General features: G+C 46.3%; 23 protein-coding genes. 16 read left to right on the top strand and 7 right to left on the bottom strand.

Annotated elements, in window-relative coordinates:
• Nucleotides 1-2 precede the first annotated feature (2 nt).
• Nucleotides 3-911, bottom strand: coding sequence for a LysR family transcriptional regulator (locus HBAL_RS14350; RefSeq protein WP_015828673.1), 909 nt, complete (start codon nt 909-911; stop codon nt 3-5).
• 101 nt (nt 912-1,012) lie between these two features.
• On the opposite strand from HBAL_RS14350, the gene HBAL_RS14345 reads away from it, so the two are divergent.
• The 3 genes from HBAL_RS14345 (at nt 1,013) to yghU (ending at nt 3,398) form a co-directional block, all read left to right on the top strand.
• On the top strand, nt 1,013-1,603 hold the full coding sequence (locus HBAL_RS14345; RefSeq protein WP_015828672.1) for an FMN-dependent NADH-azoreductase: 591 nt from the start codon (nt 1,013-1,015) through the stop codon (nt 1,601-1,603).
• 14 nt (nt 1,604-1,617) lie between these two features.
• Nucleotides 1,618-2,361, top strand: a complete 744-nt coding sequence (locus HBAL_RS14340; RefSeq protein WP_015828671.1) for a pirin family protein — start codon at nt 1,618-1,620, stop codon at nt 2,359-2,361.
• 194 nt (nt 2,362-2,555) lie between these two features.
• The gene (yghU, locus tag HBAL_RS14335; protein ID WP_015828670.1) at nt 2,556-3,398 is read left to right on the top strand and encodes a glutathione-dependent disulfide-bond oxidoreductase; all 843 of its coding nucleotides are present in this window, start codon (nt 2,556-2,558) and stop codon (nt 3,396-3,398) included.
• Between the two features lie 24 nt (nt 3,399-3,422).
• Here yghU and HBAL_RS14330 read toward each other — a convergent pair whose 3' ends face one another.
• A complete protein-coding gene (locus HBAL_RS14330) occupies nt 3,423-5,510 on the bottom strand; it encodes a molybdopterin oxidoreductase family protein (protein ID WP_015828669.1) in 2,088 nt (695 codons plus the stop codon).
• A gap of 33 nt (nt 5,511-5,543) precedes the next feature.
• On the bottom strand, nt 5,544-6,542 hold the full coding sequence (locus HBAL_RS14325) for an NADPH:quinone oxidoreductase family protein (RefSeq protein ID WP_015828668.1): 999 nt from the start codon (nt 6,540-6,542) through the stop codon (nt 5,544-5,546).
• Nucleotides 6,543-6,784: 242 nt separating this feature from the next.
• Between HBAL_RS14325 and HBAL_RS14320 the strand changes: the two genes are divergently transcribed.
• The 10 genes from HBAL_RS14320 to HBAL_RS14275 all read left to right on the top strand — a co-directional run bounded on the left by HBAL_RS14320 (nt 6,785) and on the right by HBAL_RS14275 (nt 17,178).
• Entirely contained in the window at nt 6,785-8,035 is a 1,251-nt protein-coding gene (locus HBAL_RS14320; protein ID WP_015828667.1) for a TetR/AcrR family transcriptional regulator, read from the top strand.
• A gap of 122 nt (nt 8,036-8,157) precedes the next feature.
• Nucleotides 8,158-8,952: an SDR family NAD(P)-dependent oxidoreductase gene (locus HBAL_RS14315; protein WP_015828666.1), complete on the top strand. Its 795-nt coding sequence runs from the start codon at nt 8,158-8,160 to the stop codon at nt 8,950-8,952.
• Between the two features lie 44 nt (nt 8,953-8,996).
• Nucleotides 8,997-9,770: a glucose 1-dehydrogenase gene (locus tag HBAL_RS14310; protein WP_015828665.1), complete on the top strand. Its 774-nt coding sequence runs from the start codon at nt 8,997-8,999 to the stop codon at nt 9,768-9,770.
• On the top strand, nt 9,767-10,843 hold the full coding sequence (locus tag HBAL_RS14305) for a phosphotransferase family protein (protein ID WP_015828664.1): 1,077 nt from the start codon (nt 9,767-9,769) through the stop codon (nt 10,841-10,843). Before HBAL_RS14310 ends, HBAL_RS14305 begins: the two co-directional genes overlap by 4 nt.
• 56 nt (nt 10,844-10,899) lie before the next feature.
• Entirely contained in the window at nt 10,900-12,141 is a 1,242-nt protein-coding gene (locus HBAL_RS14300; RefSeq protein ID WP_015828663.1) for an acyl-CoA dehydrogenase family protein, read from the top strand.
• A 77-nt stretch (nt 12,142-12,218) separates the two neighbouring features.
• A complete protein-coding gene (locus tag HBAL_RS14295; protein WP_015828662.1) occupies nt 12,219-13,406 on the top strand; it encodes an acyl-CoA dehydrogenase family protein in 1,188 nt (395 codons plus the stop codon).
• Nucleotides 13,407-13,428: 22 nt separating this feature from the next.
• Entirely contained in the window at nt 13,429-14,556 is a 1,128-nt protein-coding gene (locus HBAL_RS14290) for an acyl-CoA dehydrogenase family protein (protein ID WP_015828661.1), read from the top strand.
• Between the two features lie 17 nt (nt 14,557-14,573).
• Nucleotides 14,574-15,026, top strand: coding sequence for a MaoC family dehydratase (locus HBAL_RS14285; protein WP_015828660.1), 453 nt, complete (start codon nt 14,574-14,576; stop codon nt 15,024-15,026).
• A gap of 28 nt (nt 15,027-15,054) precedes the next feature.
• A complete protein-coding gene (locus HBAL_RS14280) occupies nt 15,055-15,972 on the top strand; it encodes an SDR family NAD(P)-dependent oxidoreductase (protein WP_015828659.1) in 918 nt (305 codons plus the stop codon).
• A gap of 27 nt (nt 15,973-15,999) precedes the next feature.
• Entirely contained in the window at nt 16,000-17,178 is a 1,179-nt protein-coding gene (locus HBAL_RS14275) for an acetyl-CoA C-acyltransferase (RefSeq protein ID WP_015828658.1), read from the top strand.
• Nucleotides 17,179-17,355: 177 nt separating this feature from the next.
• Here the strand turns inward: HBAL_RS14275 and HBAL_RS14270 are convergent, their stop codons facing one another.
• Genes HBAL_RS14270 through HBAL_RS14255 form a run of 4 tightly spaced genes read right to left on the bottom strand, consistent with a single transcriptional unit; the run spans nt 17,356 to nt 21,661 of the window.
• Nucleotides 17,356-18,312 (bottom strand): calcium/sodium antiporter, encoded by a 957-nt coding sequence (locus tag HBAL_RS14270; RefSeq protein WP_015828657.1) that lies wholly within the window; start codon nt 18,310-18,312, stop codon nt 17,356-17,358.
• A 13-nt stretch (nt 18,313-18,325) separates the two neighbouring features.
• Nucleotides 18,326-18,736, bottom strand: coding sequence for a nuclear transport factor 2 family protein (locus HBAL_RS14265; protein ID WP_015828656.1), 411 nt, complete (start codon nt 18,734-18,736; stop codon nt 18,326-18,328).
• A gap of 9 nt (nt 18,737-18,745) precedes the next feature.
• On the bottom strand, nt 18,746-20,770 hold the full coding sequence (locus HBAL_RS14260; protein WP_015828655.1) for an NADPH-dependent 2,4-dienoyl-CoA reductase: 2,025 nt from the start codon (nt 20,768-20,770) through the stop codon (nt 18,746-18,748).
• A 54-nt stretch (nt 20,771-20,824) separates the two neighbouring features.
• Nucleotides 20,825-21,661 (bottom strand): enoyl-CoA hydratase-related protein, encoded by an 837-nt coding sequence (locus tag HBAL_RS14255; protein WP_015828654.1) that lies wholly within the window; start codon nt 21,659-21,661, stop codon nt 20,825-20,827.
• 282 nt (nt 21,662-21,943) lie between these two features.
• Here HBAL_RS14255 and HBAL_RS14250 point away from each other — a divergent pair, with 282 nt between their 5' ends.
• The 3 genes from HBAL_RS14250 (at nt 21,944) to tkt (ending at nt 25,883) form a co-directional block, all read left to right on the top strand.
• On the top strand, nt 21,944-22,630 hold the full coding sequence (locus HBAL_RS14250; RefSeq protein WP_015828653.1) for a nitroreductase: 687 nt from the start codon (nt 21,944-21,946) through the stop codon (nt 22,628-22,630).
• Complete coding sequence (locus HBAL_RS14245; protein ID WP_015828652.1) at nt 22,627-23,718, top strand: DUF2855 family protein; 1,092 nt, start codon at nt 22,627-22,629, stop codon at nt 23,716-23,718. Before HBAL_RS14250 ends, HBAL_RS14245 begins: the two co-directional genes overlap by 4 nt.
• Nucleotides 23,719-23,900: 182 nt before the next feature.
• Entirely contained in the window at nt 23,901-25,883 is a 1,983-nt protein-coding gene (gene tkt, locus HBAL_RS14240) for a transketolase (RefSeq protein ID WP_015828651.1), read from the top strand.
• The last annotated feature ends 6 nt before the right edge of the window (nt 25,884-25,889 follow it).

Below are 25,889 nucleotides of genomic sequence, written 5' to 3'. Positions count from 1 at the left end.
GGCTAAATTTTCTCCCAATATGGGTCTTCTCCGCCGCAATGTTTTGCAAGATGGTCAACGAGTTTTCGTACGCGGGCCGATAGATGGCGTGTTGGTGGGTATATGGCGTATGCACCAATTTCTGGCCATTTATAGTCGGGAAGTATTTGTACGAGACGTCCGTCTTTTAGAGCTTGGCAAAGTATAAAGCTTGGTTCGATGACAACGCCTTTTCCTGCTATTGCAGCATCTTTTAAAAAGTCTCCATTTGTAGATTTTAGGACAGATGGCATTTCAATTTCTCCTACCGAACCATCGGGTGCTGTATATTTCCAGCTTCTAACGTCTTTGAGGCCATAGCGCAGCTCGTTTAGCTTCTGCAAATCTTCAGGTGTACGCGGTGTACCATTTTTGGCTAGGTATTCAGGACTTGCTGCAGCGATAGCGCGAATAGGTGCAAGCTTGCGTGCAATTAGACTTGAATCAGGCAATTGGCCGATACGAATGGCGAGATCCATGCCTTCAGACACGAGATCAACTTTGCGATCACTAAAATCAATGTCGAGTTCGATATTGGGATTAGCATCGAGAAACTCAATAAAGGCTGCGCTAAGATGGTTTACACCAAAGGTAAGAGGGGCTGTGACTCGGATAGTGCCTGCTAACGCTGCCTGATTAGAAGTAATAGAGGCTTCCGCTTCTTGCCAGTCATGTAGCAAGATTTTAGCCCGCTCAAACAGAGTGTGACCTTGTTCCGTCAGCGTGATTTTACGCGTTGTGCGAATAATTAATTGTGTATCTAGGCGTGCTTCTAAGTCTTGAATGCGTCGGCTGATCGCGGATTTGGCAAGTCCTAATTGTTTAGCAGCAGCAGTAAATGAACCTGATTCAATCGTTCGAACAAAAGCTTCAATATCTTCATACCTGTTCATTGTTTCGTTTTCCAGAACAATAATATCTTAAATTGCACACTAATACTATATGGGTGGACAGTCTATCTGACTTTGTAGGAAATTTAGCAAAGGAAGACATGATGGAAAATCTAAACAAAATTCTTCGTATTGATACGAGCGCACGTGTATCTGACTCCGTATCACGTGGATTAGTCGATGCGATTATTGAACATTTGTCAGCTGAAAAAGCTGTACAAGTTGAGAAGAGAGATGTGTCAAAGGGCCTACCATTTATCAATGAGGATTGGGTTGGCGCAAACTTTACTCCGCCAGAGATGAGAACAGATGCTCAGGCTTCAACTTTGGCTCAGTCTGATCAGTTGGTGAACGAAATTAAGAATGCTGATACGCTTGTTATCGGAATTCCGACTTACAATTTTGGTGTTCCAGCAACTTTCAAAGCATGGGTCGATTTGATTGGACGTGCGGGCGTGACATTCAAATACACAGAAACAGGGCCTGTCGGACTGATGGAAGGCAAGCGTGCTATTATTGCATTGGCTTCAGGTGGTACACCGTCGGGAAGTGAGATTGATTTTGTCACACCATATGTGCGTCACATTCTGGGCTTTATCGGCATAACAGACGTTACGTTTATAATTGCGGACGCAATGGGCCAGCAGGCGGAAGAAAAAATTGCAGCAGCAATGGCGTCAATTAAACAGATTTAAAAAGGAAAATTGCGATGAGTACTCTAAATCTTATTCCTCAAGATGCTTTTACATTACGTCCGGCAGCCGAACGCGGACATGTAAATATGGGCTGGTTGCGTTCAGCTCATTCCTTTAGCTTTGGAAGCTATTTTGATCGTTCCCACATGCATTTTGAATCCCTTCGCGTGATCAATGATGACTATATTGAAGGTGGAAAAGGATTTGGAGAGCATCCGCATCAGAATGCAGAAATTTTCTCATATGTTCTTCAAGGTGCTTTGGCGCACAAGGACAGCATGGGAAATGGTTCGACTGTAAAAGCCGGTGGTATTCAATATATGAGTGCTGGCGCTGGCGTAAGGCATTCTGAGTTTAATCCGTCAGCCACGGATGAAACACGATTACTGCAAATCTGGTTGTTGCCATATGAAGATGGTGGCCAGCCTCGATATGAAACCCTAGACCTAACCAAAGAAGATAAGGACGGTAAATTGAAACTGTTTCTTTCAAAGGATGGCCGTCATGGTTCTATTCAGATGAAAGCAAATGCTGATGTTTATGCGGCTAATCTTGATGGAGATCAGTCAGTTCAGTTTGAAATTTCAGACGGGCATAAAGCTTGGGTTCAAGTTGCGGTGGGTGAAGTTGAAGTGAATGGTATGCATTTGCAGCAAGGTGACGGTCTTGCAATTCCTACGGATGGATTGCTTGAGTTCACCAATGGAAAAGAAGCTGATTTTGTCTTCTTTGATTTTGAAGCAGAGCCATTCAACTAAGCTGTGGAATGAGAATAAAAATAAGAGTGAGCCTTCCGTAGGGGAGGCTCACTTTTGTGTGATTTGGAGATGAAATTTCGGCTTATCATTTGTAAAGCTGAGCAATGGACATAAGTATAGTGCATACAATTCCTCGGTTTCTATATCCTCGGATGGCCAAACACTTATAGAATTTTACCAATGGACATATGCTCATGACAGACAAGCAAACATATACACCACCTGCCGTTTGGACTTGGGAACAGGGTAATGGCGGAAAATTTGCGAATATAAATCGTCCAATTTCTGGAGCAACGCACGAAAAAGATCTACCAGTTGGTCAGCATCCTTTCCAATTGTATTCATTGGCAACGCCCAATGGTGTGAAAGTGACTGTGATGTTTGAAGAGCTTCTAGCGCTTGGCCATAAAGGTGCGGAATATGATGGTTGGATCATTGATATTTCCGAGGGTGACCAATTCTCATCTGGTTTTGTTGAGGTAAACCCAAATTCGAAAATTCCAGCCTTGATAGATCGCAGCGGTGTAGAGCCGGTTCGCGTTTTTGAATCCGGATCAATTCTGGTGCATTTGGCTGAAAAATTTGGTGAGTTTTTACCAAAAGAAGGTGCAAAACGCACGGAAGTCATGAATTGGCTGTTTTGGCAAATGGGGTCTGCGCCTTATTTGGGAGGCGGATTTGGGCATTTTTACGCATATGCACCCGAGAAATTTGAATACCCGATCAATCGTTTTTCTATGGAAGTGAAACGAGAGCTGGATGTTCTGGATAAGGCGCTTGAGAAAAGCAAATTTATTGCGGGTGATGAATATACGATTGCAGATATCGCTATCTGGCCGTGGTATGGGGCGCTTGCCCTTGGTCATTTATATGAAGCGGCTGAATTTTTGTCAGTGCATGAATATAAAAATCTTCAGCGTTGGGCCAAAGAAATTTCCGAACGTCCTGCAGTAATCCGTGGTCGCCGTGTAAACCGCGTATGGGGCGAAGAAAGCAAGCAGCTTAAGGAGCGTCACTCTGCGGCTGATTTTGATTAATTCAAATCAGTGTCACTCGCTGATCTAGTTTGCGACCAGTTTTGAGATCCTCACTTCGACGCCGTTCAAAACGGCGTTGCCAGAGAGTGGGTCTTTGGTCGCTGGATCGGTGAGGTCGTTGATTGAGACACCTGGTTTTTCACCGGCGACAGAGAGTTTAGTGCCTTCTCGTGCGTGGCCGTAACCATGGGGAATTGATACCACTCCCCGCATGACATCTGTTGTGACTTCGGCAATTATTTCTACGCTTCCAACATGGTTTTGCACGCGAACCATATCGCCGGTTTCCACATCACATTTCACAGCGTCGTCTGGATGTATCATCAAAGTACAACGATCTGGTCCTTTAAGGAGGCGATGACTATTGTGCAGCCAGCTATTATTGCTGCGCACGTGCCTGCGGCCAATCAATGTGAGGTCTGGAATATTTGTGGTCACAAGTTCGTGCTTGAAACGTTCTAAATCTGTTAGGCATTCTTCAGGGGCGCAGTGAATTTTCTTGTCAGGTGTTTGTAATCGCTCTGGAAGTTGAGAATAGAGCGCACCTAGATCAACACCGTTGGGACTGTTTTCCAATTGCTCTAAAGTAAGGTCATAAGAAGAGGCTTTGAGCATGGCCGCCAATGCGTCTCTTGGAGTAATAATTGGTGGTGGTTCTTTCCCTATTGCTGTGCTGATTGCAGCAGAGATGCCGGCCACGATTTCCCAGTCTTCGCGTTCATCGTCTTGTCTAGGCAAAAGAGCGGGGGAGTAAGCTGCAAAATTACGGACTGCCATCGGAGCGAGCAATAATGGATAATGGTCGTTTTCTAATGGTCCACATGGCGGCAATATGTAATCGGCATGTCGTGATGTTTCCGTAACATACATGTCGACACAGACCAGCATGTCTAATGTTTCCAAAGCGGCATCCAATTGTCGTCCACCGGGGGCTGAGATGACTGGATTACCTGCAATTGTGAAGAGGGCACCAATTTGGCCTGCGCCTTTTGTGGTGATTTCCTGAGCGAGTTCGACGGTTGGAAGTTCACCCAAGACCTCAGGGCTGTTGCTCACGCGTGTGCTATAGCGTCCGTAGGAACCATTGCCTGCATTTTTTACTGGATCAATTGCGGGCTTACCAAACATCATGCCGCCTTCACGGTCGAGGTTGCCAGTCGCAATATTGAGCAATTGGATCAGCCATTGATTGACCGTGCCAAATGTCTGTACCGAAACACCCATCCGGCCATACACAATCGCTGGTTTGCCGCTGCCCAGCTCAGCTGCAATGTCGTTAAGTGTTTCAACGCTTACGCCGCAATGTTTGGAGAGGACGTTTAGATCATATTTTCTGATTTCGTCCCATGCTTTATCCCAGCCATTATCTAGCATTGGAGCTAGCCTTCCTGGGTTCACAAGGTCTGCATTATCTAGTGCTAGAAGTAATCCAAGGAAAAACGCAGTATCACTGCCCGGACGGATAAAATGATGCTCATCGGCAATTTTCGCGGTTTCGGTTTTTCTGGGATCAATAACCACGAGCTTCCCGCCGCGTTTTTGCATGCGTTGAATACGTTTTTTTACATTGGGCACCGTCCACAAACTGCCATTGGATGCCAATGGATTGCCGCCAACGATCAGCATGTATTGACTGCGATCAATATCAGCAACGGGGAAAAGGGCGTTATGCCCATAGACCCATCTTTGCGCGATCATGTGCGGAAGCTGGTCTAGGGTGGAGGCCGAATATATGCCGCGTACACCAAGGCTTTTTATGAAATTTCTTATCTGAGTTGTTTTGCTGTAATCATGCGTTCCGGGGTTTCCTAGAAAAACAGCTGGTATTTTTTCGCTTGATACAATATTGGCAAAACGTTCTGCAATTTCTGTGAACGCTGTGTCCCAATCAATTTCTTCCCAGCCATTTTCGGTCTTTTTGAGAGGGTGATGTAACCTATCTGGATCGTCTTGAATGTCTGGAATAGCCGTTGCCTTGGGGCAGATATAGCCCTCGCTCAATACGTGATCGGGATTGCCCTTGATGGATACAACCCGACGCTCATCAAGTTCGACAAGGATGCCGCAATTTGCTTCGCAAATGTGGCATGTGCGTGCGTGAATTGTTGTCATGATGTGGCCTCGGGTTGGATCTGGTGCGGGTGTTTAGTCGATTGTTACGACGACTTTACCGATTGCCTTTCGGTCTACGAGCCATTGAATGGCATCGCCGCCCTTTTCCAGAGGCCAAGTTTTGCCCACTTTAGGGTTGATCTTACCTTCTCCCCAGAGGCGCATAAGTTCATTGACGTTTGCTAGGTTTTTTTCTGGTGAGCGTGCTGTAAAGGCACCCCAGAAGACACCGCGAATATCACACCCTTTTAAAAGCGTAAGGTTGAGAGGCGGTGATGGAATACCAGCAGCAAAACCTATAACGAGGTAACGTCCTTCCCAAGCGCAGGCACGCAGAGCTGGTTCACAATAATCACCGCCAACAGGGTCATAAATGACGTCTGCTCCATTGCTTCCAAGAACATCTTTAAATTGCTTGGCGAGTTCTTTGGACTGCGCTTTATCAAATGGCTGGCGGGCATAAACGATTGTGTCATCTGCGCCAGCATCTTTGGCGGCTTGCGCTTTATCTTCACTGGAAACAGCGGCTACGACACGCGCACCCATAGCTTTACCAAGTTCGATTGCGGCGAGGCCAACACCTCCAGCTGCACCAAGAACAAGCAGCGTTTCACCTGGTTTCAAGTTTCCACGGTCTGCAAGTGCATGATATGTTGTTCCATACACGAGCAATAGAGCAGATGCTTGATTGAAATCTTTGTCAGCAGGTAGTGGAAAAGCCAGATTTTCTGGAACACTTATGTATTCAGCAAATCCGCCATGGGGAACTGTTGCGACGACACGGTCACCAACTTCCCAGCCAGATGTATTCTCTCCCACTTTTTCAACAACACCGGCGATTTCGCTGCCGGGGGCAAAAGGGCGAGGTGGTTTAAATTGGTATCTGTCTTCGATGACGAGAGAGTCTGGAAAGTTCACGCCACAAGCATGGATACGCACAACTAATTCATTCGCAGCAGCGTCTGGTTTTGGTAATTCAACGAGCTCCAGCGAGTCTGGACCGCCGGGTGTTTTTGATACGAGTGCTTTCATTGGACGTTTCCTCTTTTTGTCCCGCAGCGTGTATGATGGCGCGTTTTTATTTGGAAATTTTGTGCGCCACCACATTGCACGCAATGTTGCCCTAAGGTGATAAGGCTGTATTGATAGTGCCTTGTTTTGGAAAGTTATTGATACTCTTCTTGTTAGCCCGCAGGCTGGCATAATTTGTACATATGTTCAATATGTGTTTTTGTAGAAGGGTTTTTTAGAGTTGTATTCTCGGGAGTTCGTCTGTGTTAGAAGAAAAAAAAGCTCAGTTAACGATATCTCGATCTGCAAAAATGCGTCGTAAATTACGTGATGCTGTCATCATGGATATAGCCGAGTTTGGATTGTCACGTACAACGCATAGAAGTGTTGCTAAGCGGGCCAATGTCTCGTTAGCGTCGACAACATATTATTATGAAACCAAGATGGATATGATCAAGGACGCGTCTTACGTGCTTGCGAAGAAAAATCTTGAAAGTATGAAAGCTGTCCCAAAACGTAGATTATCGGACCCGCAATTTGCGGTCACATTTCGAGATTTTTGTGTTCGTTCCATTGCTGCTGGGGTCGCAAAGAAATTCAGAACCCCCACCATTGCGTGGCAAGAAATAATGATCGAAGCGGCGCGCAATGATGATTTAAGGTCTGTAGCTATAGAATGGTTTGACGGGCTTGAGGCGATTTGGTTGAAGCTGGCCAATGAATTTCCCGGCGAATTTAGTGAGTCTTTGATCCGTTCAGCATTAGATTCGACAATTGGACAGATTTTTCTTGCTCAACAATTTGGGTTCAACTCTGGTGATATTTATAACATTCTGGATAAGAATAATAATGTTGCAGAATGTATAAAAAACAAGAAATATAACAATCAATTACTTGATGATCCATCACTTGAGAAGGATGGAAAAAAAGCGCAAGCAACTCGTGCTAAAATTTTAGATGCTGCGATTGGGCTGATCGAAGATTATGGCGTTTCAGGGGTCACACACCGGGCGATAGCGGCGCGTGCAGGGTTGGCTCCAACTGCTCCAGTTTATTATTTTAAAAATTTGGAAAGCCTATTGCAAGCAACACAAGTACAGATTTTTGCACGTGCAAAAGCGCGGTACAGACATGTAATGGCGGGGATAGACTATGATGCCCTGAAGATTGATCAGCTTGCAGATCTGACAAGTGCAGTTTTTATGCGCGAAGTCACGGAGTTCAAATCTGTCAATCTTGCCGAATTATCTGTGTTTATGGATTTTCAGCGAAATCCTGCGCTTGGGCCGGTAATGCGGGATGTGAGCCTTGATCAGTATCTGGCTTGGGATCGCCTACTGAAGAGGATAGGCTATGGTGCAAGATCAATGGATGCTTATCTGATCTATGGGCTTTTTATTGGAAAAAAGCTTAGAATTCTGGCGACTGGCGTACAGACACATGACCTAGGGAGAGTTCGTCAGGAGTTTTGTGAGGATATAACCGCCATGATAGATGGGAAATATCTGATATAAGATTTTTCAGTAGTACGTTTGTTAAAAAAAATTTGACTTTGGGTGTGTCTCTGTAGAATAAATGTGTTGAATTGATAGTTCTGACTGTCAGTTTTTGATCAACTTCTAGCAGGAGAGCGCGTATGGATTGGCATAATAAAGTTGCAATTGTCACGGGCGGTAGTCGCGGAATAGGCAAAGCCTACGCTGAAGCGCTTCATGCTGCTGGAGCAAAAGTTGCTGTTGCAGATCTTGTCCGATCCGAAGCAGATGCCGTTGGCAAAGCCTGTGGCGGGTTTGGTGCGAGTGTGAATGTTGCTGATGAGGGTGAAGTTGCTTCTTTCATCACTGAAGTGACGAAACAGCTTGGCCCAGTCGACATATATGTTTCCAATGCTGGTATAGGATCTTCTGATGGCCCACTTTTTGGAGCAGCATCTGCTCCTAATTCGTCTTGGGAAAAATCTTGGCAAGTGAATGTTATGGCGTCGGTCTATGCTGCTCGCCATGTGGTTCCTGATATGGTCAAGCGTGGCGGTGGTAGTTTTGTTGTTGTTGCGTCGGCTGCTGGTTTACTCGCCCAGTTGGGATGTACGTCCTACACAGTGACAAAGCACGCGGCTGTCGCCTTCGCGGAAAGTCTGGCTGTTGCGCATGGTGATGACGGGATATCAGTGGCCTGTGTCTGCCCTCAAGCTGTGAATACGCGCATGATTGAAGATGCAAAAGAAAGTCTTCTATCTGTTGGCGGCGTGGTTGAGCCAAAAATTGTCGCAGAGATGACCTTAACTGCCTTGGAAGACGGAAAGTTCTTTGTGTTTCCGCATGAAGAAGTCGCCGAGTATATCAAAGGCAAAGCCGCAGAACCAGACCGCTGGTTGGGTGGGATGCGCAAACTAAGACGCGGTTTGATGGCAAAGAATAATAGGCCCATGTAGGCCAAAATACATTCGATAATAATAAATAAGGGAGGATGCTTAAAATGGCACGGCAGGATTTAACAGGAAAAGTCGCACTTATCGCGGGAGCTAGTCGCGGTATTGGTGAAGAAACGGCCAAAGCATTTGCAGAGCAAGGCGCGATGGTTATCGTCACCAGCCGTAAGCTAGATGCTTGTACTGAAGTTGCCGAGAAGATTATTGCCGCCGGCGGTAAGGCGCGTGCAATGACGCTCCACCTTGGAGAATTAGCCCATCATGACGCTGTGATCGCTTCTATTGAAAAAGAGGAGGGGCGCCTGGATATTTTGGTCAATAATGGCGCAACGAACCCGCATTTTGGTCCCGCAATTGAGACGCCTGTGGATGCGTGGAGCAAGACAATCGATGTGAACCTGAAAGGCCCATATTATCTGACAGTGAAAGCTGTTCCTTTGATGAAAAAATCTGGTGGCGGGTCGATTGTCAATGTGGCGTCAGTAAACGGATTTAGACCGGGTATGGGGCAAGGTGTCTATTCAATGACAAAAGCTGGTATTATCAGCATGACGCAAGTATTTGCGCAGGAGCTTGGATCTGACGGCATCCGCGTGAATGCTTTGGCACCGGGCCTAACCCAGACAAAGATTGCATCGGCTTTGATGGCAGATGAAGAAGCGACCAAAGCCATTGTGAACAGAAACTTCTCGCTGAAACGTGTGGGTCAACCCGAGGATATGGCAGAAGCTATTCTCTACCTTGCATCAGATGAATCTTCTTATGTGACAGGACACACATTGGTTGTGGATGGTGGTTTGACACAGCGCGGTCCGCTATGAGCCAAGCAGCTGAAAACATAGGTTCTGAAGTTCGCGCAGAAGATGCTTTTGATGTGGATGCCGTTGACGGTGTTCTCAAGCAGGAAATAGAGGGCCTGAAAGGTCAGCCTCTGGTGACGCAGTTTTCTAGCGGGGCTTCCAATCTAACATTCATGCTTAGATACCCTGACCGTGATTTGGTTTTGCGGCGTCCTCCGCGCGGGGCAAAGCCTAAATCAGGTCATTCGATGATCCGTGAATATAGTGTGATGAAAGCACTTAAATCCGAATATCCTAAAGTGCCAGACGTATTGTATTACGCGCCACACGAAGACTCCATTATTGGTGCTGAATTCTATGTTATGGAAAAAGTGCCGGGGCGACTTGTTCTGGATGCTTTTCCCAAAGAATGGAATTGGGGCCCTCAGGAAGTGCGCAATTTCTGTGAGCGTTTTTGGGATAAGCTGATCGAGCTACACGCTGTGGATCCCAAGAATGTCGGGCTGGAAGATTTTGGTAAATCTGAAGGCTATGTTGAACGTCAAATTTTAGGATGGAATAAGCGTTATGAAAAAGCGCTTACACCCGATGCAGATCCATTTGAAGATGTGCGACAATGGTTAGAGGATAACCGACCTTCCACAGAGTCGGGCAGTGCGATTTTGCATGGTGATTTCCGGATCGATAATATGATCATGGATGAAAAAGAACCCCATGAAATCCGCGCAGTGCTTGATTGGGAAATTTCAGCTCTTGGTGATCCATTGATGGATTTGGGCGCAAGCCTCGCATATTGGGTTCAAGCAGACGATCCGATGGAATTGCAAGCATTGAAACGTCAGCCTTCTGATGTTGAAGGCATGATGACACGTCAAGAAATCGTCGATTATTACGCCAAGAAATCAGGCCGTAAGATTGATAATTATCTGTTTTATTATGCCTATGGACAGTTCCGTTTAGCTGGAATCGCGCAGCAAATTTATTACCGTTATTACCACAAACAAACGACGAATGAGCGATACGCCGTCTTTGGTTTGGGGGCAAAAAATCTGGGTAATTATGTCCGCAAATTGATAGCTGAAAATACAAGATAAGTCCTGCAGCCAACGTTAGGGCTGTCGACGATAATAATAGGAAAAGGGAAACGAGAATGACGAGTATGGATTTAGGCCCAAGCGAAAAAGTCAAACCACTTATCGCTGCGGTGCGGGAAATTGTTCGCGAAAAAGTTCTTCCTTTGGAAGTCGAATTTCATAATGAGGTGGGTAAAGCTGAAGGTGGTCGATTTGCACATACCGAGCGCCAGAAAGAAATTCTCGATGAGATTAAAAAGGAGCCTAAAGAACGTGGCCTCTGGAATTTCTGGCTAACAGGATCAGACCGAGGATATGGCCTATCTACTGTTGAATACGCTTATCTAGCTGAAGAAATGGGTTGGTCTCCCCAGCTTGGAGCGGAAGCTTTTAACTGTTCAGCGCCAGACACTGGGAATATGGAAGTTCTCGAACGCTATGGCAATGAAGAGCAGAAAAATGCTTGGCTTTCTGACCTGCTCCAAGGCAATATTCGTTCAGCCTATCTTATGACAGAACCAGATGTTGCGTCTTCAGATGCAACAGCATTGCAATTTGAAGCAAAGCTTGATGGTGATGAGTGGGTTTTAAACGGTGAGAAACACTGGGCCTCTGGTGCCGGTGACCCGCGTTGCCGTGTTTATATTCTCATGGCGAAAACTGAAGATGATAGTGCTGGCCGTCACGGACGTCATTCAATGTTTGCAATTTCATCTGACCATGAAGGCATTGAGATTATCAGGCCCATGCAGGTCTTTGGTCATGATGATGCGCCCCATGGCCACATGCATATCCGCTTTACAAATGTTCGCGTTCCTAAAGATGCGCTTTTGCTAGGGCGGGGCCGTGGTTTTGAAGTCAGCCAAGGTCGCTTAGGGCCGGGCCGTATTCACCATTGTATGCGTGCGATTGGTCAAGCGGAACGTGCGCTGGAATTGCTTTGTAAACGCGCCACATCTCGTGAAGCATTTGGGCGTCCATTGCACAAGCTTGGTGCCAATTATGACATTATCGCCGAAGCACGCATTTCTATCGAGCAAGCACGTTTGCTTTGCTTGAAAGCGGCTTGGATGATGGATCAAGGAGATGCAAAAGCGGCTGGTATTTGGATTAGTCAGATTAAAGTTCAAGCGCCGCGTATGGCATTGAAAGTGATTGATGAAGCAATGCAGATGCATGGTGGCTTGGGTATCTCACAAGATACACCGTTGGCAGAGATGTATACCGGTGTGAGAACACTTCGTTTTGCTGATGGCCCAGATGCAGTGCACCGTATGGTCATCGCGCGGGATGAATTGAAAAAATATACGAATAGATAGGTGGGTATCTGGAACAGGTGTCACGTCCTGTTCCAATTGCCTGTTTTTAAAAGAAATTGTGAAAAGGGAACATAGCAATGGATCTGGCATTCACGAAAGAGAACGAAGAGTTCCGTCAAGAAATCAGAGATTTTCTTGATGAAAACTGGCCCGAAGAGAAACGCACGGGTGAAGTGACTGAGTTTGGCCGTGATGAATACATCGCTTGGCATAAAAAACTGGCGGCTAAAGGTTGGGTTGCACCATCTTGGCCCAAAGAATATGGCGGTCCGGGTTGGACACCAACGCAGAAATATATCTTTGCAGAAGAGATGGCGAAAGCGGAAACATTTAATGTGCTGCCGTTTAATATCGGGATGGTTGGTCCTGTTATTTATACCTTCGCTAATGAAGAGCAGAAAAAGCGTTTTCTTCCTGCAACACTAAACTGTGACATATGGTGGTGTCAGGGTTATTCTGAGCCGGGCTCTGGATCTGACCTTGCATCATTGCGTACTAAAGCTGTACGTGATGGTGATCATTATGTTGTTAACGGCTCTAAGACATGGACAACTTTAGCTCAGCACGCGGACTGGATTTTCTGTCTTGTAAAAACAGACTCTGAAGCCAAAGCTCAGGAAAGTATTTCTTTCCTTCTGATCGACATGAAAACGCCGGGCATAACGGTTCGTCCAATTATCACTATGGGCGGCGACCATGAAGTCAATGAAGTCTTCCTTGAAGATGTGCGTGTGCCGGTGGAGAACCTGATCGGTGAAGAGAATAAAGGTTGGACTTACGCAAAATTCCTATTGATGCATGAACGTTCGGGTATTGCAGGAACACATGTGTGTAAGAAAGCCTTATCTCGTTTACGTGAAGTGGCCAGCGATAAAAGCCTTTATGGTGATGCGCCCATCTTAATGGATGACGCAGAGTTTCGCCGAAAAGTGTCTGAGATCGAGATGGATCTTATGGCGCTTGAATATACCGAGTTACGCGCACTTGCAGGTGAAGAAGCGGGTAAGGGACCGGGTGCTGAAAGCTCGATCTTGAAAATTCGCGGAACAGAATTGCAGCAACGCATTTCTCACCTTGCTGTGGAAGTGGCGGGCTATTACGCCATGCCATTCCAGCGTGGTCTGACGGGTAATGAAACACCTTCTGGTCCAGAGCACACGGTTGATGCAGCTGCGGGATATTTCAATAAACGTAAGACCTCCATTTATGGGGGATCAAATGAGATCCAGCGCAACATTATCGCTAAAGCAATTTTGGGGCTCTAGGGCATAGATTCGAGGAAAGATTATGGATTTTTTGTTCACTGAAGAACAGGACATGTTCAGAGATTCAATCTCGCGTTATGTCCGTGAAAAATATGACTTTGAAACACGTCAAAAGATTATTGCGTCCACTGATGGGTGGAGCAAAGAGGTCTGGGCTGATTTCGCAGAAATGGGTCTTTTAAGCGTACCATTTGCAGAAGAATATGATGGTCTTGGCGGCGGTGCTGTCGATATTATGGTCATTATGGAAGAGCTTGGAAAAGGCAATATCGTTGAACCTTTTCTGCCAACTGTCGTACTAGGCGGTGGCGTGTTGTCTGAAGTTGGCGGCGATCAAGCCAAAACACTTATCCCGCAAATTGCGACAGGTGAGTTGATTGTTGGTTTCGGTGTTGCCGAACCGCGTAGCCGATTTGATCTGTTTCATGTTGAAGCTAGCGCCAAAAAAGATGGTGACTCATACGTTCTTAATGGACGCAAAGCTGTTGTTTTGGGCGCACCAATTGCTGACAAGCTTATCTTGTCATTGCGCACAGGCGGTAATACGCGCGATGAGGATGGTATCAGCCTATTTGTTGTCGATGCAAAAGCAGAAGGTGTGACAATTGAAAGCTATTCCACAATTGACGGTCACCGCGCAGGTGATGTCATTTTGGAAGATGTGAAAGTGACATCAGCTGATTTGCTTGGCGAAGAAGGCAAAGCCCTTCCTATCATCGAGAAAGTCACAGATCAGGGTATTTCCGCGATTGCTGCAGAAGCTATGGGTGTTTGCCGTAAAATGACGGAACTTACCACAGCTTACACGCGTGAGCGTAAGCAATTTGGTACGGCCATTTCAAATTTTCAGGTTCTGCAACACCGTATGGTGGATATGCTGATCCATACCGAAGAGATGATTTCCATGGCGTATCTTGGTGCGCTCAAACTGGATGAACATCCAGATGAGCGGAAGAAAATTCTTTCTGCCGTGAAAGTGCAATTGGGCAAAAGCGTTAAATTCTGTGGTGAGTCTGCAATCCAGCTTCATGGTGGAATGGGGATGACCGAAGAAATGGCGGTTGCGCACTATTTCATGCACGGCACGATGCTGGATGTGATGTTTGGAAATGCAGATCATCACCGCAAAAGATATGAAAGCCTCATGTAAGGCTAGGGGAGAGAGACATGACAAGTTTAGCTGAATTACAGTCCAAAGTTGGTGAAACACTTGGGACATCTGAATGGATTGAAATTGGACAAGATCGCATCAACACATTTGCGGATGTCACTGAAGATCACCAATTCATACATTTGGATGCAGAAGCTGCTGCAAAAACACCCTTTGGCGGAACGATTGCTCACGGTTTCCTAACACTCTCACTCATGAGCAAAATGAGTGAAGATGCCATGCCTGTGCTTGATGGGATCGCAATGGCCGTGAATTACGGGTCAGATAAAGTTCGCTTTATCCACCCAGTGCCATCAGGCAGTCGCATACGGGGACATTTCAAACTTTTGAATGTGGATGTGAAAAACCCAAAGCAAATCCTCATAAAAGCTGAAGGCACAGTCGAAATTGAAAACATCGAAAAGCCGGCAATGATTGTCGAAATGCTGACGATGCAATTTTTGAAATAATAGCAAAATATAACGGGAAATATACGCCATGAGTAATCTGGATTTTACAGGCAAAGTTGCCATCATCACCGGAGCAGGTAATGGTCTAGGCAAAAGCCACGCACTAGAGCTTGCACGTCGCGGTGCGAAAGTTGTGGTCAATGATCTTGGTGGTGCAAGAGACGGAACGGGTGGTTCTTTGTCTGCAGCAGAAGAAGTCGTGAAGGCAATCGAAGCTGCTGGTGGCGAAGCCATCGCCAACGGTGCCAATGTGACTAAGATGGATGAAGTTGAGGCCATGGTTGCAAGCGCCATGGACAAATGGGGGCGTGTCGACATCCTCATCAATAATGCTGGTATCCTGCGGGATAAAAGCTTCTCTAAAATGACAATGGATGATTACCGTCTTGTTATTGATGTGCATTTAATGGGTAGCGCAAACTGTTCAAAAGCAGTTTGGGAGATCATGAAAGAACAAAAATACGGACGTATCATGATGACCTCATCGCCATCAGGTCTCTATGGTATTTTTGGTCAGGCAAACTATTCGGCAGCAAAAGCCGGTGTTGTCGGTTTAATGAATGCGCTCACACTGGAAGGCCGCAAATACGACATTCGCGTTAACGCTTTGGCACCAACTGCTGCCACGCGTATGACAATGGATATCGGTATTCCTGAAGCATTGTTGGAGCAAATGCAGCCGGAATCAATCACAGCTGGTGTTGTGTATCTTGTGAGTGAAGATGCGCCGTCTAAATGTATCTTGTCTGCTGCTGGTGGCGGTTTTGCGCGTGCCTATATGGTTGAAACTCAGGGCATTTATTTAAAACCTGATGAGCAAACAGCTGAGAATGTTGCAGCTCAATTTGATGCCATCAGCGCCAAAGACAATATTCAATATTACGAAGACACTAACGGTCCAATCGCAAACTTTATGGGGCAGGCGCAAGCCGCTCAAAAATCATAAAATACATAAATATACGGGAGATACACTATGAGAGAAGCAGTTATTGTTTCCACGGCGAGAACGCCAATTGGACGCGCCTATAAAGGGGCGTTCAACAATACACCTTCGCCAACGCTTGCGGGGCATGCAATCAAAAATGCCGTCGAACGTGCGGGTATTGACGGTGCTGAAGTGGAAGATGTTGTCTTTGGTGCAGCGCTTCAACAAGGCGTGCAGGGCGGCAATATTGCGCGTAATGCCACATTACGCTCAGGCCTACCTGTGACTGTGTCTGCGCAAAGCCTTGACCGTCAATGTGCGTCTGGCATGATGGCCATTGCAACAGCGGCTAAGCAGGTTGTGCTTGATGGTATGGATGTGGCTATTGGCGGCGGTGTTGAATCCATCTCTATGGTTCAAACGCCAGAATTGCGCATGAAAGCAGACCCAGAATTGCTGGCCATGCACCCCAAAGCGTATATCTCAATGATCGAAACTGCCGAAATCGTCAGCGCGCGTTATGGTATTTCCCGTGAAGCACAAGACGAGTATGCGCTGCAATCACAGCAACGCACGGCTGCGGCTCAGGCTGCTGGCGCATTTGATCAAGAGATCGTGCCAATGGCATCTAAAATGCTGGTCAAAGATAAAGCGACTGGCGACATTTCAGAAAAAGCAGTGACCCTTGAAAAAGACGAAGGCAACCGTCCTGAAACAACACTAGAAGGTCTAAACAGCCTTAAGCCAGTTGTTGGGCCAGATGCTTTCATCACAGCGGGAAATGCGTCTCAATTGTCTGATGGTGCATCTGCATCTGTCATCATGGAAGCCAAGCTCGCTGAAAAGCGCGGCTTGTCTCCTTTGGGTATCTATCGCGGCATGGCTGTCGCAGGTCTTGAGCCTGATGAAATGGGTATTGGTCCAGTGTTTGCCATTCCTAAGCTTTTAAAAGCTAATGGCCTGACAATGGATGATATTGGGCTATGGGAACTCAACGAAGCATTTGCATGTCAGGTTATCTATTGCCGTGACAAGCTTGGCATTCCTGATGAACTTTTAAATGTGAATGGCGGCGCGATTTCGGTGGGTCACCCATATGGAATGTCTGGTGCCCGCATGACAGGACACGCGCTTATCGAAGGTAAGAAGCGCGGCGCAAAATATGTTGTCTGCACAATGTGTGTTGGCGGCGGAATGGGCGCAGCCGGCCTCTTTGAAGTTGCCTAATAAACATTAGGACACAGAATGATGTTGTTGGATGTCTTCAGAAGTCCAACAATATCCGCGGCAGCTATTATTGGGAGTAGCTGCCGCATTTTTTTGTGGTTTGGGGAGGGGGCTAGCCAATAAACAGTCCTCAATTAATGTTTTGAGAGAAAATTTCAGCCGAACCTGTGGTGTCGATTAGCTAGCTGCTGCTAGGCCAAGCCAAAGGGAATACAAGATATAGGTGGACAACAAAATAGCTCCTTCTATTCGAGTAATTCTCCAACGTGTGACTGCAAAGATTAAGAGCAATATAGTCACAGCAAGCATCACATAAATGTCTACCGAAGCGATTGTCTTTGGCACTTGTATAGGTTTGATCAAGGCTGTTGAACCAAGAATAAACAAGATATTGAAAATGTTGCTACCAACGATATTGCCAAAGGCTATGTCCGATTGTCCGCGTCTAGCAGCGGCAATTGTTGTAACAAGTTCTGGCAGCGATGTTCCAACGGCAACAATTGTCAAACCAATGACAGCTTCAGAAACACCAAAGTTTGAAGCAATATTGATTGCACCCGAAACTAGAAATTTCGCGCCAATAATTGTCATGGTTAAACCAGCAATTACGAATAAGACATTTATCCATAGCTTGCCTTGAGGTGGGCTTTCCTGATCACTGATAGCCGGTGAAGGTGTTGCGGTTTGTGAACTGCGTTCTTGTACCACTGTATAAACCACATAGCTTAATAATGCGGCTATGAAGATTGCACCAATCAATGGGCTTAGTTGGCCATATTGGATCGCAGCAAAGCACATCAATGTCGAGATCAGCAGTACTATTCCATCTCGCCGAAACGCAATCTTATCTATTGCCAATGGTGCAAGTACAGCAGCGAAACCGAGTATGAGTAAAGTGTTGGCGATATTGCTGCCGACGACATTCCCTACAGCTATTCCTGGAGAGCCTGCAAAGGCAGCTTGAATGCTAGTCACGAGTTCGGGAGTTGATGTACCAAACCCGACCAAAGTTAACCCTATAACCAGAGGTGATAAGCCAATAAGGCGCGCCAGTTCAACTGCCCCTCGTACAAGAAGGTCACCACCAATTACCAGCGCCGCCAAACCGATAAGAATAAGAAAAGCAGTGTCCATAGATGTGGCCTATTTAACCTGAACGAGAGGCTTTCATTGCTTCTAGCATTTTGCCCATTTCTGCGTGGACCATGTTTACAGCTTTTAGAGGGCGGATCATTACTTTAAATTCTGTGATCAAGCCGTCTTCATTCCATTCAATCATATCAATGCCATTGACGTGAATGCCATTCATTTCGGTTTCAAATTCTAAAACAGCTTTATCGCCGCAATCAAATGTACGCGTATATTTGAATGTGTCATTGCCTATCGTCTGACCAGCGGCCATGAGATAAGCCATTGTGATCATCTTGCCTTTTTGCGGTGTGTGTACCACGGGGCTGATCATCACAGCATCATCATGTAGCAGCGCGCTTAACCCTGCGGGGGAGTGGTCTTTCTCGATCCACTCCATCCAGCGTGTCATATTGGTTTGCTCTGTCATCACTTGCTCCTAGATTATGGCTGCAAGGCGTACACCTTGATCAATGGCGCGTTTTGCATCCAGTTCAGCAGCAACATCTGCGCCGCCAATAAGGTGGGATTTCGTTTTTAGAGTGTCCTGAAGTTCATTGAGTGATGTTTGTCCAGCACATAAAACAATGTTGTCGACATCCAGAATTTTCGGTTGTCCATCTATTGTGATGTGCAAACCTACGTCATCTATTTTTTCATATGAACAGCCCGGTATCATTTTAACACCTTTGGCATTTAAACCTGCGCGGTGAACCCATCCGGATGTTTTACCCAATCCTTTTCCAACCGATGTTGTTTTACGTTGAAGCAGATAAACCTCACGTGGTGATGCTTCTGGTTCTGGTTTTATACCTTCAATTCCCGAGCGCGCTTTTAAAGACATATCAACGCCCCATTCCTTCATGAAGGTTGGGATGTCTGTACTCGGGGATGATTTTCCATGTGTGAGATATTCCGACACATCAAAGCCGATCCCACCTGCACCAATAACCGCGACTTTTTTGCCAACTGGTTTTTTATCTTTGAGCACATCAATATAAGAAAGAACACTCGGGTGGTCGATGCCTTCAATATCTGGTGTACGCGGCAAAATACCGGTGGCGATAATGACCTCGTCAAAATTCATAGCGTCAAGATCAGCAGCAGAAACGCGCGTGTTGAGTTTTAGTTTGATGCCTTTCAGCTCGATCATTTTGTTGAAATATCGGATCGTTTCATAAAATTCTTCTTTGCCGGGAATTTGTTTGGCAATATTGAATTGGCCACCAATCTCGCCGGCGCTATCGAAAATTGTCACATCATGTCCGCGCTCAGCGGCAATGTTGGCAAATCCAAGCCCTGCAGGGCCAGCACCGACAACAGCGATTTTCTTGGGTTTGTCTGTCGGTTCAATCACGATTTCTGTTTCATAACATGCGCGCGGGTTCACCAGACAGCTGGATATTTTCATCTGGAAAGTGTGGTCCAAACAAGCCTGATTACATCCAATACACGTGTTGATTTCATCACTTTTGCCTTGGGCCGCTTTCAGCATGAAAAACGGATCAGCAAGGAAAGGGCGTGCCATTGAGATCATATCAGCATCGCCGCGTTCTAATACTTCTTCGGCAACTTCTGGCGTGTTTATCCGGTTGGAAGTTATCAACGGGATATTCAAATGCTCTTTGAAGCGCGCTGTGACCCATGTGAAAGCTGCGCGGGGCACTTTGGTGACGATCGTCGGTATGCGCGCCTCATGCCAGCCAATACCCGTATTGATAATTGTCGCACCGGCTGCTTCGATCGCTTTTCCTAATTCTAACGCTTCTTCAAATGTGCTGCCGCCTTCCACCAGATCAAGCATAGAAAGTCGATAGATGATTATGAAATTCTCACCAACACTGGCACGCGTGCGCTTAACTGTTTCAACAGCAAGTCGCATGCGGTTTTCATATGAACCACCCCAAGCATCGGTTCTTTGGTTGGTGCGAGCGGCAAGAAATTGGTTCAAAAAATAGCCTTCTGAGCCCATAATCTCCACGCCGTCATAGTTGGCGACCTGCGCATATTTGGCTGTTGTCACAATGTCATTGATTTGCTTTTCGATGCCTTCGTCGTCCAATTCATGTGGGACAAATGGATTGATCGGTGCCTTAATGGCAGAAGGTGCGACAGAGGCTGAATTGTATGCGTATCGTCCAGTATGCAGGATTTGCAGACAGATTTTTCCACCCTCAGCATGAACCGCATCAGTTATCGGTGTGTGGTGTTTTGCGTCTTCTTCACTATGAAGAAATTTGTCTGTCGGGATTGCTGCTCCTTCAAAGTTTGGACCATAACCACCTGTAACTATTAGGGAAACGCCACCTCTGGCACGCTCGGCAAAGAAGGCTGCCTGACGCTCAATGCCATTAGGCGCTTCTTCCAGCCCGGTGTGCATAGAGCCCATAATCATGCGGTTTTTTAAAGTTGTGAAACCAAGGTCAAGTGGTTCAAATAGTTTAGGAAAAGCGGTGTTTGTCATCCTATAAATCCTGTGGTGGCCGGCTGGGATTGTGTGTAGGTAATTTTAAATCGATTATTTAGAGGGTTTCAGAAAGCTCGTATTTATGGGGGCTGGATCTTCGAAATTTGGGTCGGTTTTGGTCATGCGCGCCTGTACAGCCTGCATTATGTCAGATGGTTTCCAATATCCTGCCTGCGCCACAGTTGCCCATTCCAAAGCGTCCTCAGTCGAGTGATCACGTGCATAAGTGATGGAACGTTTACTTCCCGCAATTGCAATAGGTGCTTTTTTAGAGATGATATCTGCCATCTCCATTGCCCGATTTAATGCTGCATCTTTGTCGGTGCAAACATCATTGATCAGGCCTAAATCCTTGGAATCTTTAGCGTTTAAAGTTGAACCAAGATAAGCAAGTTCTCTCACAACACGTTCAGGAATGAGTTTTGGTAGACGTTGCAGACTGCCTACATCGGCCATCATACCAATGTTGATTTCTTCAATACGAAAATAAGCATCTTCACTTGCGACAACCAAATCACAAGCTGCAATAAAATCCAAACCAGCGCCGATACAGGCTCCTTGGACAGCAGCGATGACTGGGAAACGCGCTTTCTCTACCGAGGAAAGTGTGTCTTGAAGGTATCTAACCATGTGTGAGAAGGCTTCACGTTCTTCTGGGGTGTCTGTTTTAGCTATGCCGGCGGAGAAAGCACTTAACTCCATACCTGCGCAAAAATTCTTTCCCTCAGCAGAGACAACAAGAACACGGGTTTCACCAGCCTCATTTAATTTGCGGATAGTGTCTCCAAAAGAGCTCCAGAATTCTTGTCCCATGGCGTTGGAGACCTCAGGGCGCGTAAAAGTGATATGAGAAATACCATTTTTTGTGGTTAGCGAATACGCTGGCATGTTGAGCCTCCCTTTATTGTTTTTCAAAGTTATGCGCCTTGTTTTGCGCAATCTCAAGATGACCTAAGGGCCGGTTTTGTTGCTTTTGGGCGTATAAAATAAGCGTTTCGTTACATGCCGCTGCGGAAGATGGCAGAGATTGAAATGCCAAAATGCCGAACGATTGTCTTGGTTTTAGAAAAAACGAAAATCTAGTTCATTAGGGCTTGCGGCTAACCCTGCGAGAGCAGGTTAGACTAAGGACTTTAAAAACTGAAAAATACGCATCTAGGGAGTAGCATTGTGGAATTTGATGAACTGATACGTTCGCGGCGTAGTATCCGTGGTTTCAAGAATATGCCTGTTCCAAAGGATGTGATTATCGATATTATGGAAGTGGCCAGATATGCGCCGTCTTCAATGAATACTCAGCCTTGGAATGTTTATGCCATTTCTGGTGATATACTGGATAAAATTCGAGAGGGTAATTCCTCTCAAATGCTGGCTGGTGTTCCGCCTAAAAGAGATTTTCCTATCAAAGAAGCATATGAAGGGGATCACCGTCAGCGTCAGATTGACGTTGCTATCCAGTTGTTTGAAGCGATGGGAATTGAGCGGCACGATAAAGAGAGACGTCAAGACTGGGTTATGCGGGGCTTTCGTCAATTTGATGCGCCCGTATCCCTAGCGCTGACATATGATAAATATCTTGAACCTGCCGCGATCAGCCAATTTGATTTAGGTGCATTTTCTCATGCAATTGTATTGGCGGCCTGGGAAAGAGGTATTGGTGCGGTTATCAACGGGCAGGGGATTATGCAGTCCGAAGTGGTCCATAAGCATGCTGGCATACCGGATAATCAGGCAATAATGACATGTATCGCCCTTGGGTATCCTGATTATGACTTCCCGGCCAATAGCGTTAAATCAACACGCGCGGACGTTGATACATTTTTGAACTTTGTTGGATTTGGGAGTGATTCAGAATGACCAAAATTACACAACTTCAAGTCAATCGAAGTGATTACCATGCCACACGCGTCGTGGAGCAAGACATCGCAGATTTGATGGCTGATGAAATATTGGTTTCCATCAGAAAGTTTGCGCTTACATCGAATAATGTGAGCTATGCTGTATCTGGTGATATGATTGGATACTGGAATTATTACCCCGCTGAAGCACCATTTGGAAATGTACCTGTTTGGGGGATTGCAGAGGTCATTCAGTCCCGAAGTCCAGACATAAAAATTGGTGAACGTTTGTGGGGATTTTTCCCAATGGCGAGTGCCACCAAGTTAAAGGTTGGTGTCGTTGCAGACGATAATTTTATGGATGCATCCGAATATAGAAGCCAATTGCCAGCGCTCTATAATCAATACAGGCGTACAACGAATGAACCAGAATTCTTGAGTAAATTAGAGGATGAAAGGTGTTTGTTATTTCCCCTTTTTATAACGTCTTACCTGATCTATGACTATCTGAAAGATAACGATTTTTTTGGCGCGAAACAGGTTATCATTGGTTCTGTATCTTCAAAAACAGGCTTTGGTGTTGCCAAGTTGATTCACGAAGACGCTGACGCGCAAGTCGAAGTTGTCGGAATGACATCGCAACACAATGTTGGCTTTGTGGAGCAATTAGCATGTTGTGATCAAATTGTCGTTTATGGCAATGAAAATCAGATCAATCCAAATTTAAACACGGCATATGTGGATATGTCGGGAAATGGTCCTTTGACGCAAACGCTTCATCATCATTTGAAGGAGCGGATGGTAGATAGTTGCCTAGTGGGTGCGACCCATTGGAAAGAAGATCGTAAACTGGACCCTGCTTTGCCCGGCGCGCGGCCAACATTTTTCTTTGCGCCGGCTCAAATAAGCAAGCGCAATAAAGAATGGGGTGTCGGTGTTGTGTTTGAAAAAGCTACAATAGCAGCTGCTCGAATGGCTCACGACATTAAAGATGACATTGCAATAGAGCGCATAGCTGGTCCTGAAAGCGCAGCTCAAATATGGAAAGATATGTTGGATAATAAAGTCGCGCCAAACAGAGGTGTTATGGTGTCTTTTAGTGATTAGAACACTGCCAATCAATGGCGTTGAAGTTTAGTCTTCAACGCTTTTCCCTGAAGCCAACTGAGAAGCGGAGATTCAGGAAAAGCTGCATTGCCTTTTAGAAGATATCAGAGTAGACACGCTGGAGTGATAACGCAATCATTCTATGCTTTTTGTCAACCGCACTTCGAAACGAAGGTAAAAATATGTCCAGCCCCTCCGTGAATAATCGTGATATGGCGAATGCCATTCGAGCCCTTTCTACTGATGCGATAGAGCAAGCCGGTATAGGGCATCTGGGATTGCCGCTTGGCATGGCTGATGCAGCTACGGTGCTCTTTTCCCAGTTTTTGAAATTTGATGCATCCAAACCTGATTGGGCAGATCGTGATCGGTTCATTTTGTCCGCTGGGCATGGGTCAATGCTTATATATTCCCTGCTTCATCTGACGGGCTACCCGTCTGTATCCATGGAAGAAATTAGAAATTTTCGGCAATTAGGATCTAAGACACCAGGGCACCCAGAAAATTTCGTCACCGAAGGCGTGGAAACAACAACAGGGCCGTTGGGACAGGGTATTGCGACTGCAGTTGGATTTGCTGTGGCCGAACGCAGTATGAATGCAAGATATGGTGATGATTTGGTGGATCACTATACCTATGTGATTGCGGGTGATGGCTGTTTGATGGAAGGTATTTCTCAGGAAGCGATTGCACTGGCGGGGCATTTGAAACTTGGCAAGTTGATCGTGTTGTTTGATGACAATGCTGTGACCATTGATGGTGGAACAGATGTGGCTGATTCAACAGATCAGTGTGCCCGTTTTGCAGCTTCCAAATGGCATGTTCAAGCAATTGACGGACATGATCCTGTGGCAGTGGCAGCGGCGCTAACGGCAGCAAAAGCAAACACTGATCAACCCAGCATGATTGCGTGTAAAACCACAATTGGTTTTGGTGCACCGACATTTGCTGGACAAGGTAAAGCGCATGGCGGTCCATACCCTGCCGATGAGACTGCGGCTCTGCGTGAAAATCTTGGTTTACCTAAAGAACGCTTCACTGTTGTGCCGGAGGTATTAGAAGCTTGGCGCGCTGTTGGCGTGAGAGCTTCAGATGAACGTGCGGGGTGGGAGGCATCGCTTGCTGCTTCGGGAAAGGCTGATGAATTTACCCGTGCGATGGATGGTCGTTTGCCTGCCGGTGTTGATGAGGCTGTAAACGCACACAAGAAAGCCGTGTCTGAGGCAAACAAGTCTGACGCGACACGTAAATGGTCTGGTGCTGCGTTGGAAGTTTTGACGGGTATAATACCAGAAATGATTGGTGGCTCAGCTGATCTGACAGGTTCAAACAATACACGCACATCACACACAAGCGCTCTGAATTCATCCGATTGGGCGGGGCGCTATATGCATTACGGTGTGCGTGAGCACGGTATGGCGGCTGCAATGAATGGTATGGCGCTTCATGGCGGTGTGTTTCCATACTCTGGAACATTCATGGCTTTTGCTGATTATTCTCGAGGCGCTATTCGGTTGGGCGCGTTGATGGAGGCACCGGTGGTTCATGTGATGACGCATGACTCAATCGGTCTTGGTGAGGATGGCCCGACACACCAACCAGTGGAGCATGTCGCGTCATTGCGGGCGATGCCAAACCTTTATGTTTTTCGTCCATGTGATGGGGTGGAAACGATGGAGGCATGGCAAGTCGCACTAGGTCTTAGACAATCACCCTCAATTATGACTTTAACGCGTCAGGGGGTTGTACCAGCGCGTATTGAGCACACGGATGAAAACCTAGTAGCGAAAGGTGGGTACATACTACGTGAAGCCGAAGGTGAGGCGCAGATTGTGCTTATCGGAACAGGTTCTGAAGTTGGTTTGGCGCTTGAAGCACAAGAGTTGTTGAAAGCCAAAGGCGTCGCAGCGCGCGTTGTTTCAATGCCGTGTATGGATTTGTTCTTCGAGCAAAGTGAAGCCTATCAATCAGAAGTGTTGGGCGGAAGTCTGCCCAAAGTCGCCACTGAAGCCGGTGTGCGTTTTGGTTGGGATGCCATTATAGGAACCGAAGGCGGTTTCGTTGGAATGACTGGGTTTGGAGCATCCGCGCCGGCTGAAGATTTATACAAGCATTTTAATATCACGAGCGAAGCGGTCGTTGAAGAAGCATTAAAGCGCGTTTAGATCGAT

Source organism: Hirschia baltica ATCC 49814 (assembly GCF_000023785.1).
Taxonomy (GTDB): domain Bacteria; phylum Pseudomonadota; class Alphaproteobacteria; order Caulobacterales; family Hyphomonadaceae; genus Hirschia; species Hirschia baltica.
The sequence above is the reverse complement of the archived record's forward strand: the minus strand, read 5'-3'. Positions and strand labels throughout refer to the sequence as shown.

Coding starts and splice junctions, on each gene's coding strand:
- HBAL_RS14305 (WP_015828664.1), top strand. CDS start 9,767: ATGAGCCAAGCAGCTGAAAACATAGGTTCTGAAGTTCGCGCAGAAGAT.
- HBAL_RS14245 (WP_015828652.1), top strand. CDS start 22,627: ATGACCAAAATTACACAACTTCAAGTCAATCGAAGTGATTACCATGCC.
- HBAL_RS14280 (WP_015828659.1), top strand. CDS start 15,055: ATGAGTAATCTGGATTTTACAGGCAAAGTTGCCATCATCACCGGAGCA.
- HBAL_RS14340 (WP_015828671.1), top strand. CDS start 1,618: ATGAGTACTCTAAATCTTATTCCTCAAGATGCTTTTACATTACGTCCG.
- HBAL_RS14315 (WP_015828666.1), top strand. CDS start 8,158: ATGGATTGGCATAATAAAGTTGCAATTGTCACGGGCGGTAGTCGCGGA.
- HBAL_RS14350 (WP_015828673.1), bottom strand. CDS start 911: ATGAACAGGTATGAAGATATTGAAGCTTTTGTTCGAACGATTGAATCA.
- HBAL_RS14270 (WP_015828657.1), bottom strand. CDS start 18,312: ATGGACACTGCTTTTCTTATTCTTATCGGTTTGGCGGCGCTGGTAATT.
- HBAL_RS14345 (WP_015828672.1), top strand. CDS start 1,013: ATGGAAAATCTAAACAAAATTCTTCGTATTGATACGAGCGCACGTGTA.
- HBAL_RS14310 (WP_015828665.1), top strand. CDS start 8,997: ATGGCACGGCAGGATTTAACAGGAAAAGTCGCACTTATCGCGGGAGCT.
- tkt (WP_015828651.1), top strand. CDS start 23,901: ATGTCCAGCCCCTCCGTGAATAATCGTGATATGGCGAATGCCATTCGA.
- HBAL_RS14265 (WP_015828656.1), bottom strand. CDS start 18,736: ATGACAGAGCAAACCAATATGACACGCTGGATGGAGTGGATCGAGAAA.
- HBAL_RS14295 (WP_015828662.1), top strand. CDS start 12,219: ATGGATCTGGCATTCACGAAAGAGAACGAAGAGTTCCGTCAAGAAATC.
- HBAL_RS14325 (WP_015828668.1), bottom strand. CDS start 6,542: ATGAAAGCACTCGTATCAAAAACACCCGGCGGTCCAGACTCGCTGGAG.
- HBAL_RS14260 (WP_015828655.1), bottom strand. CDS start 20,770: ATGACAAACACCGCTTTTCCTAAACTATTTGAACCACTTGACCTTGGT.
- HBAL_RS14290 (WP_015828661.1), top strand. CDS start 13,429: ATGGATTTTTTGTTCACTGAAGAACAGGACATGTTCAGAGATTCAATC.
- yghU (WP_015828670.1), top strand. CDS start 2,556: ATGACAGACAAGCAAACATATACACCACCTGCCGTTTGGACTTGGGAA.
- HBAL_RS14285 (WP_015828660.1), top strand. CDS start 14,574: ATGACAAGTTTAGCTGAATTACAGTCCAAAGTTGGTGAAACACTTGGG.
- HBAL_RS14330 (WP_015828669.1), bottom strand. CDS start 5,510: ATGACAACAATTCACGCACGCACATGCCACATTTGCGAAGCAAATTGC.
- HBAL_RS14275 (WP_015828658.1), top strand. CDS start 16,000: ATGAGAGAAGCAGTTATTGTTTCCACGGCGAGAACGCCAATTGGACGC.
- HBAL_RS14255 (WP_015828654.1), bottom strand. CDS start 21,661: ATGCCAGCGTATTCGCTAACCACAAAAAATGGTATTTCTCATATCACT.
- HBAL_RS14300 (WP_015828663.1), top strand. CDS start 10,900: ATGACGAGTATGGATTTAGGCCCAAGCGAAAAAGTCAAACCACTTATC.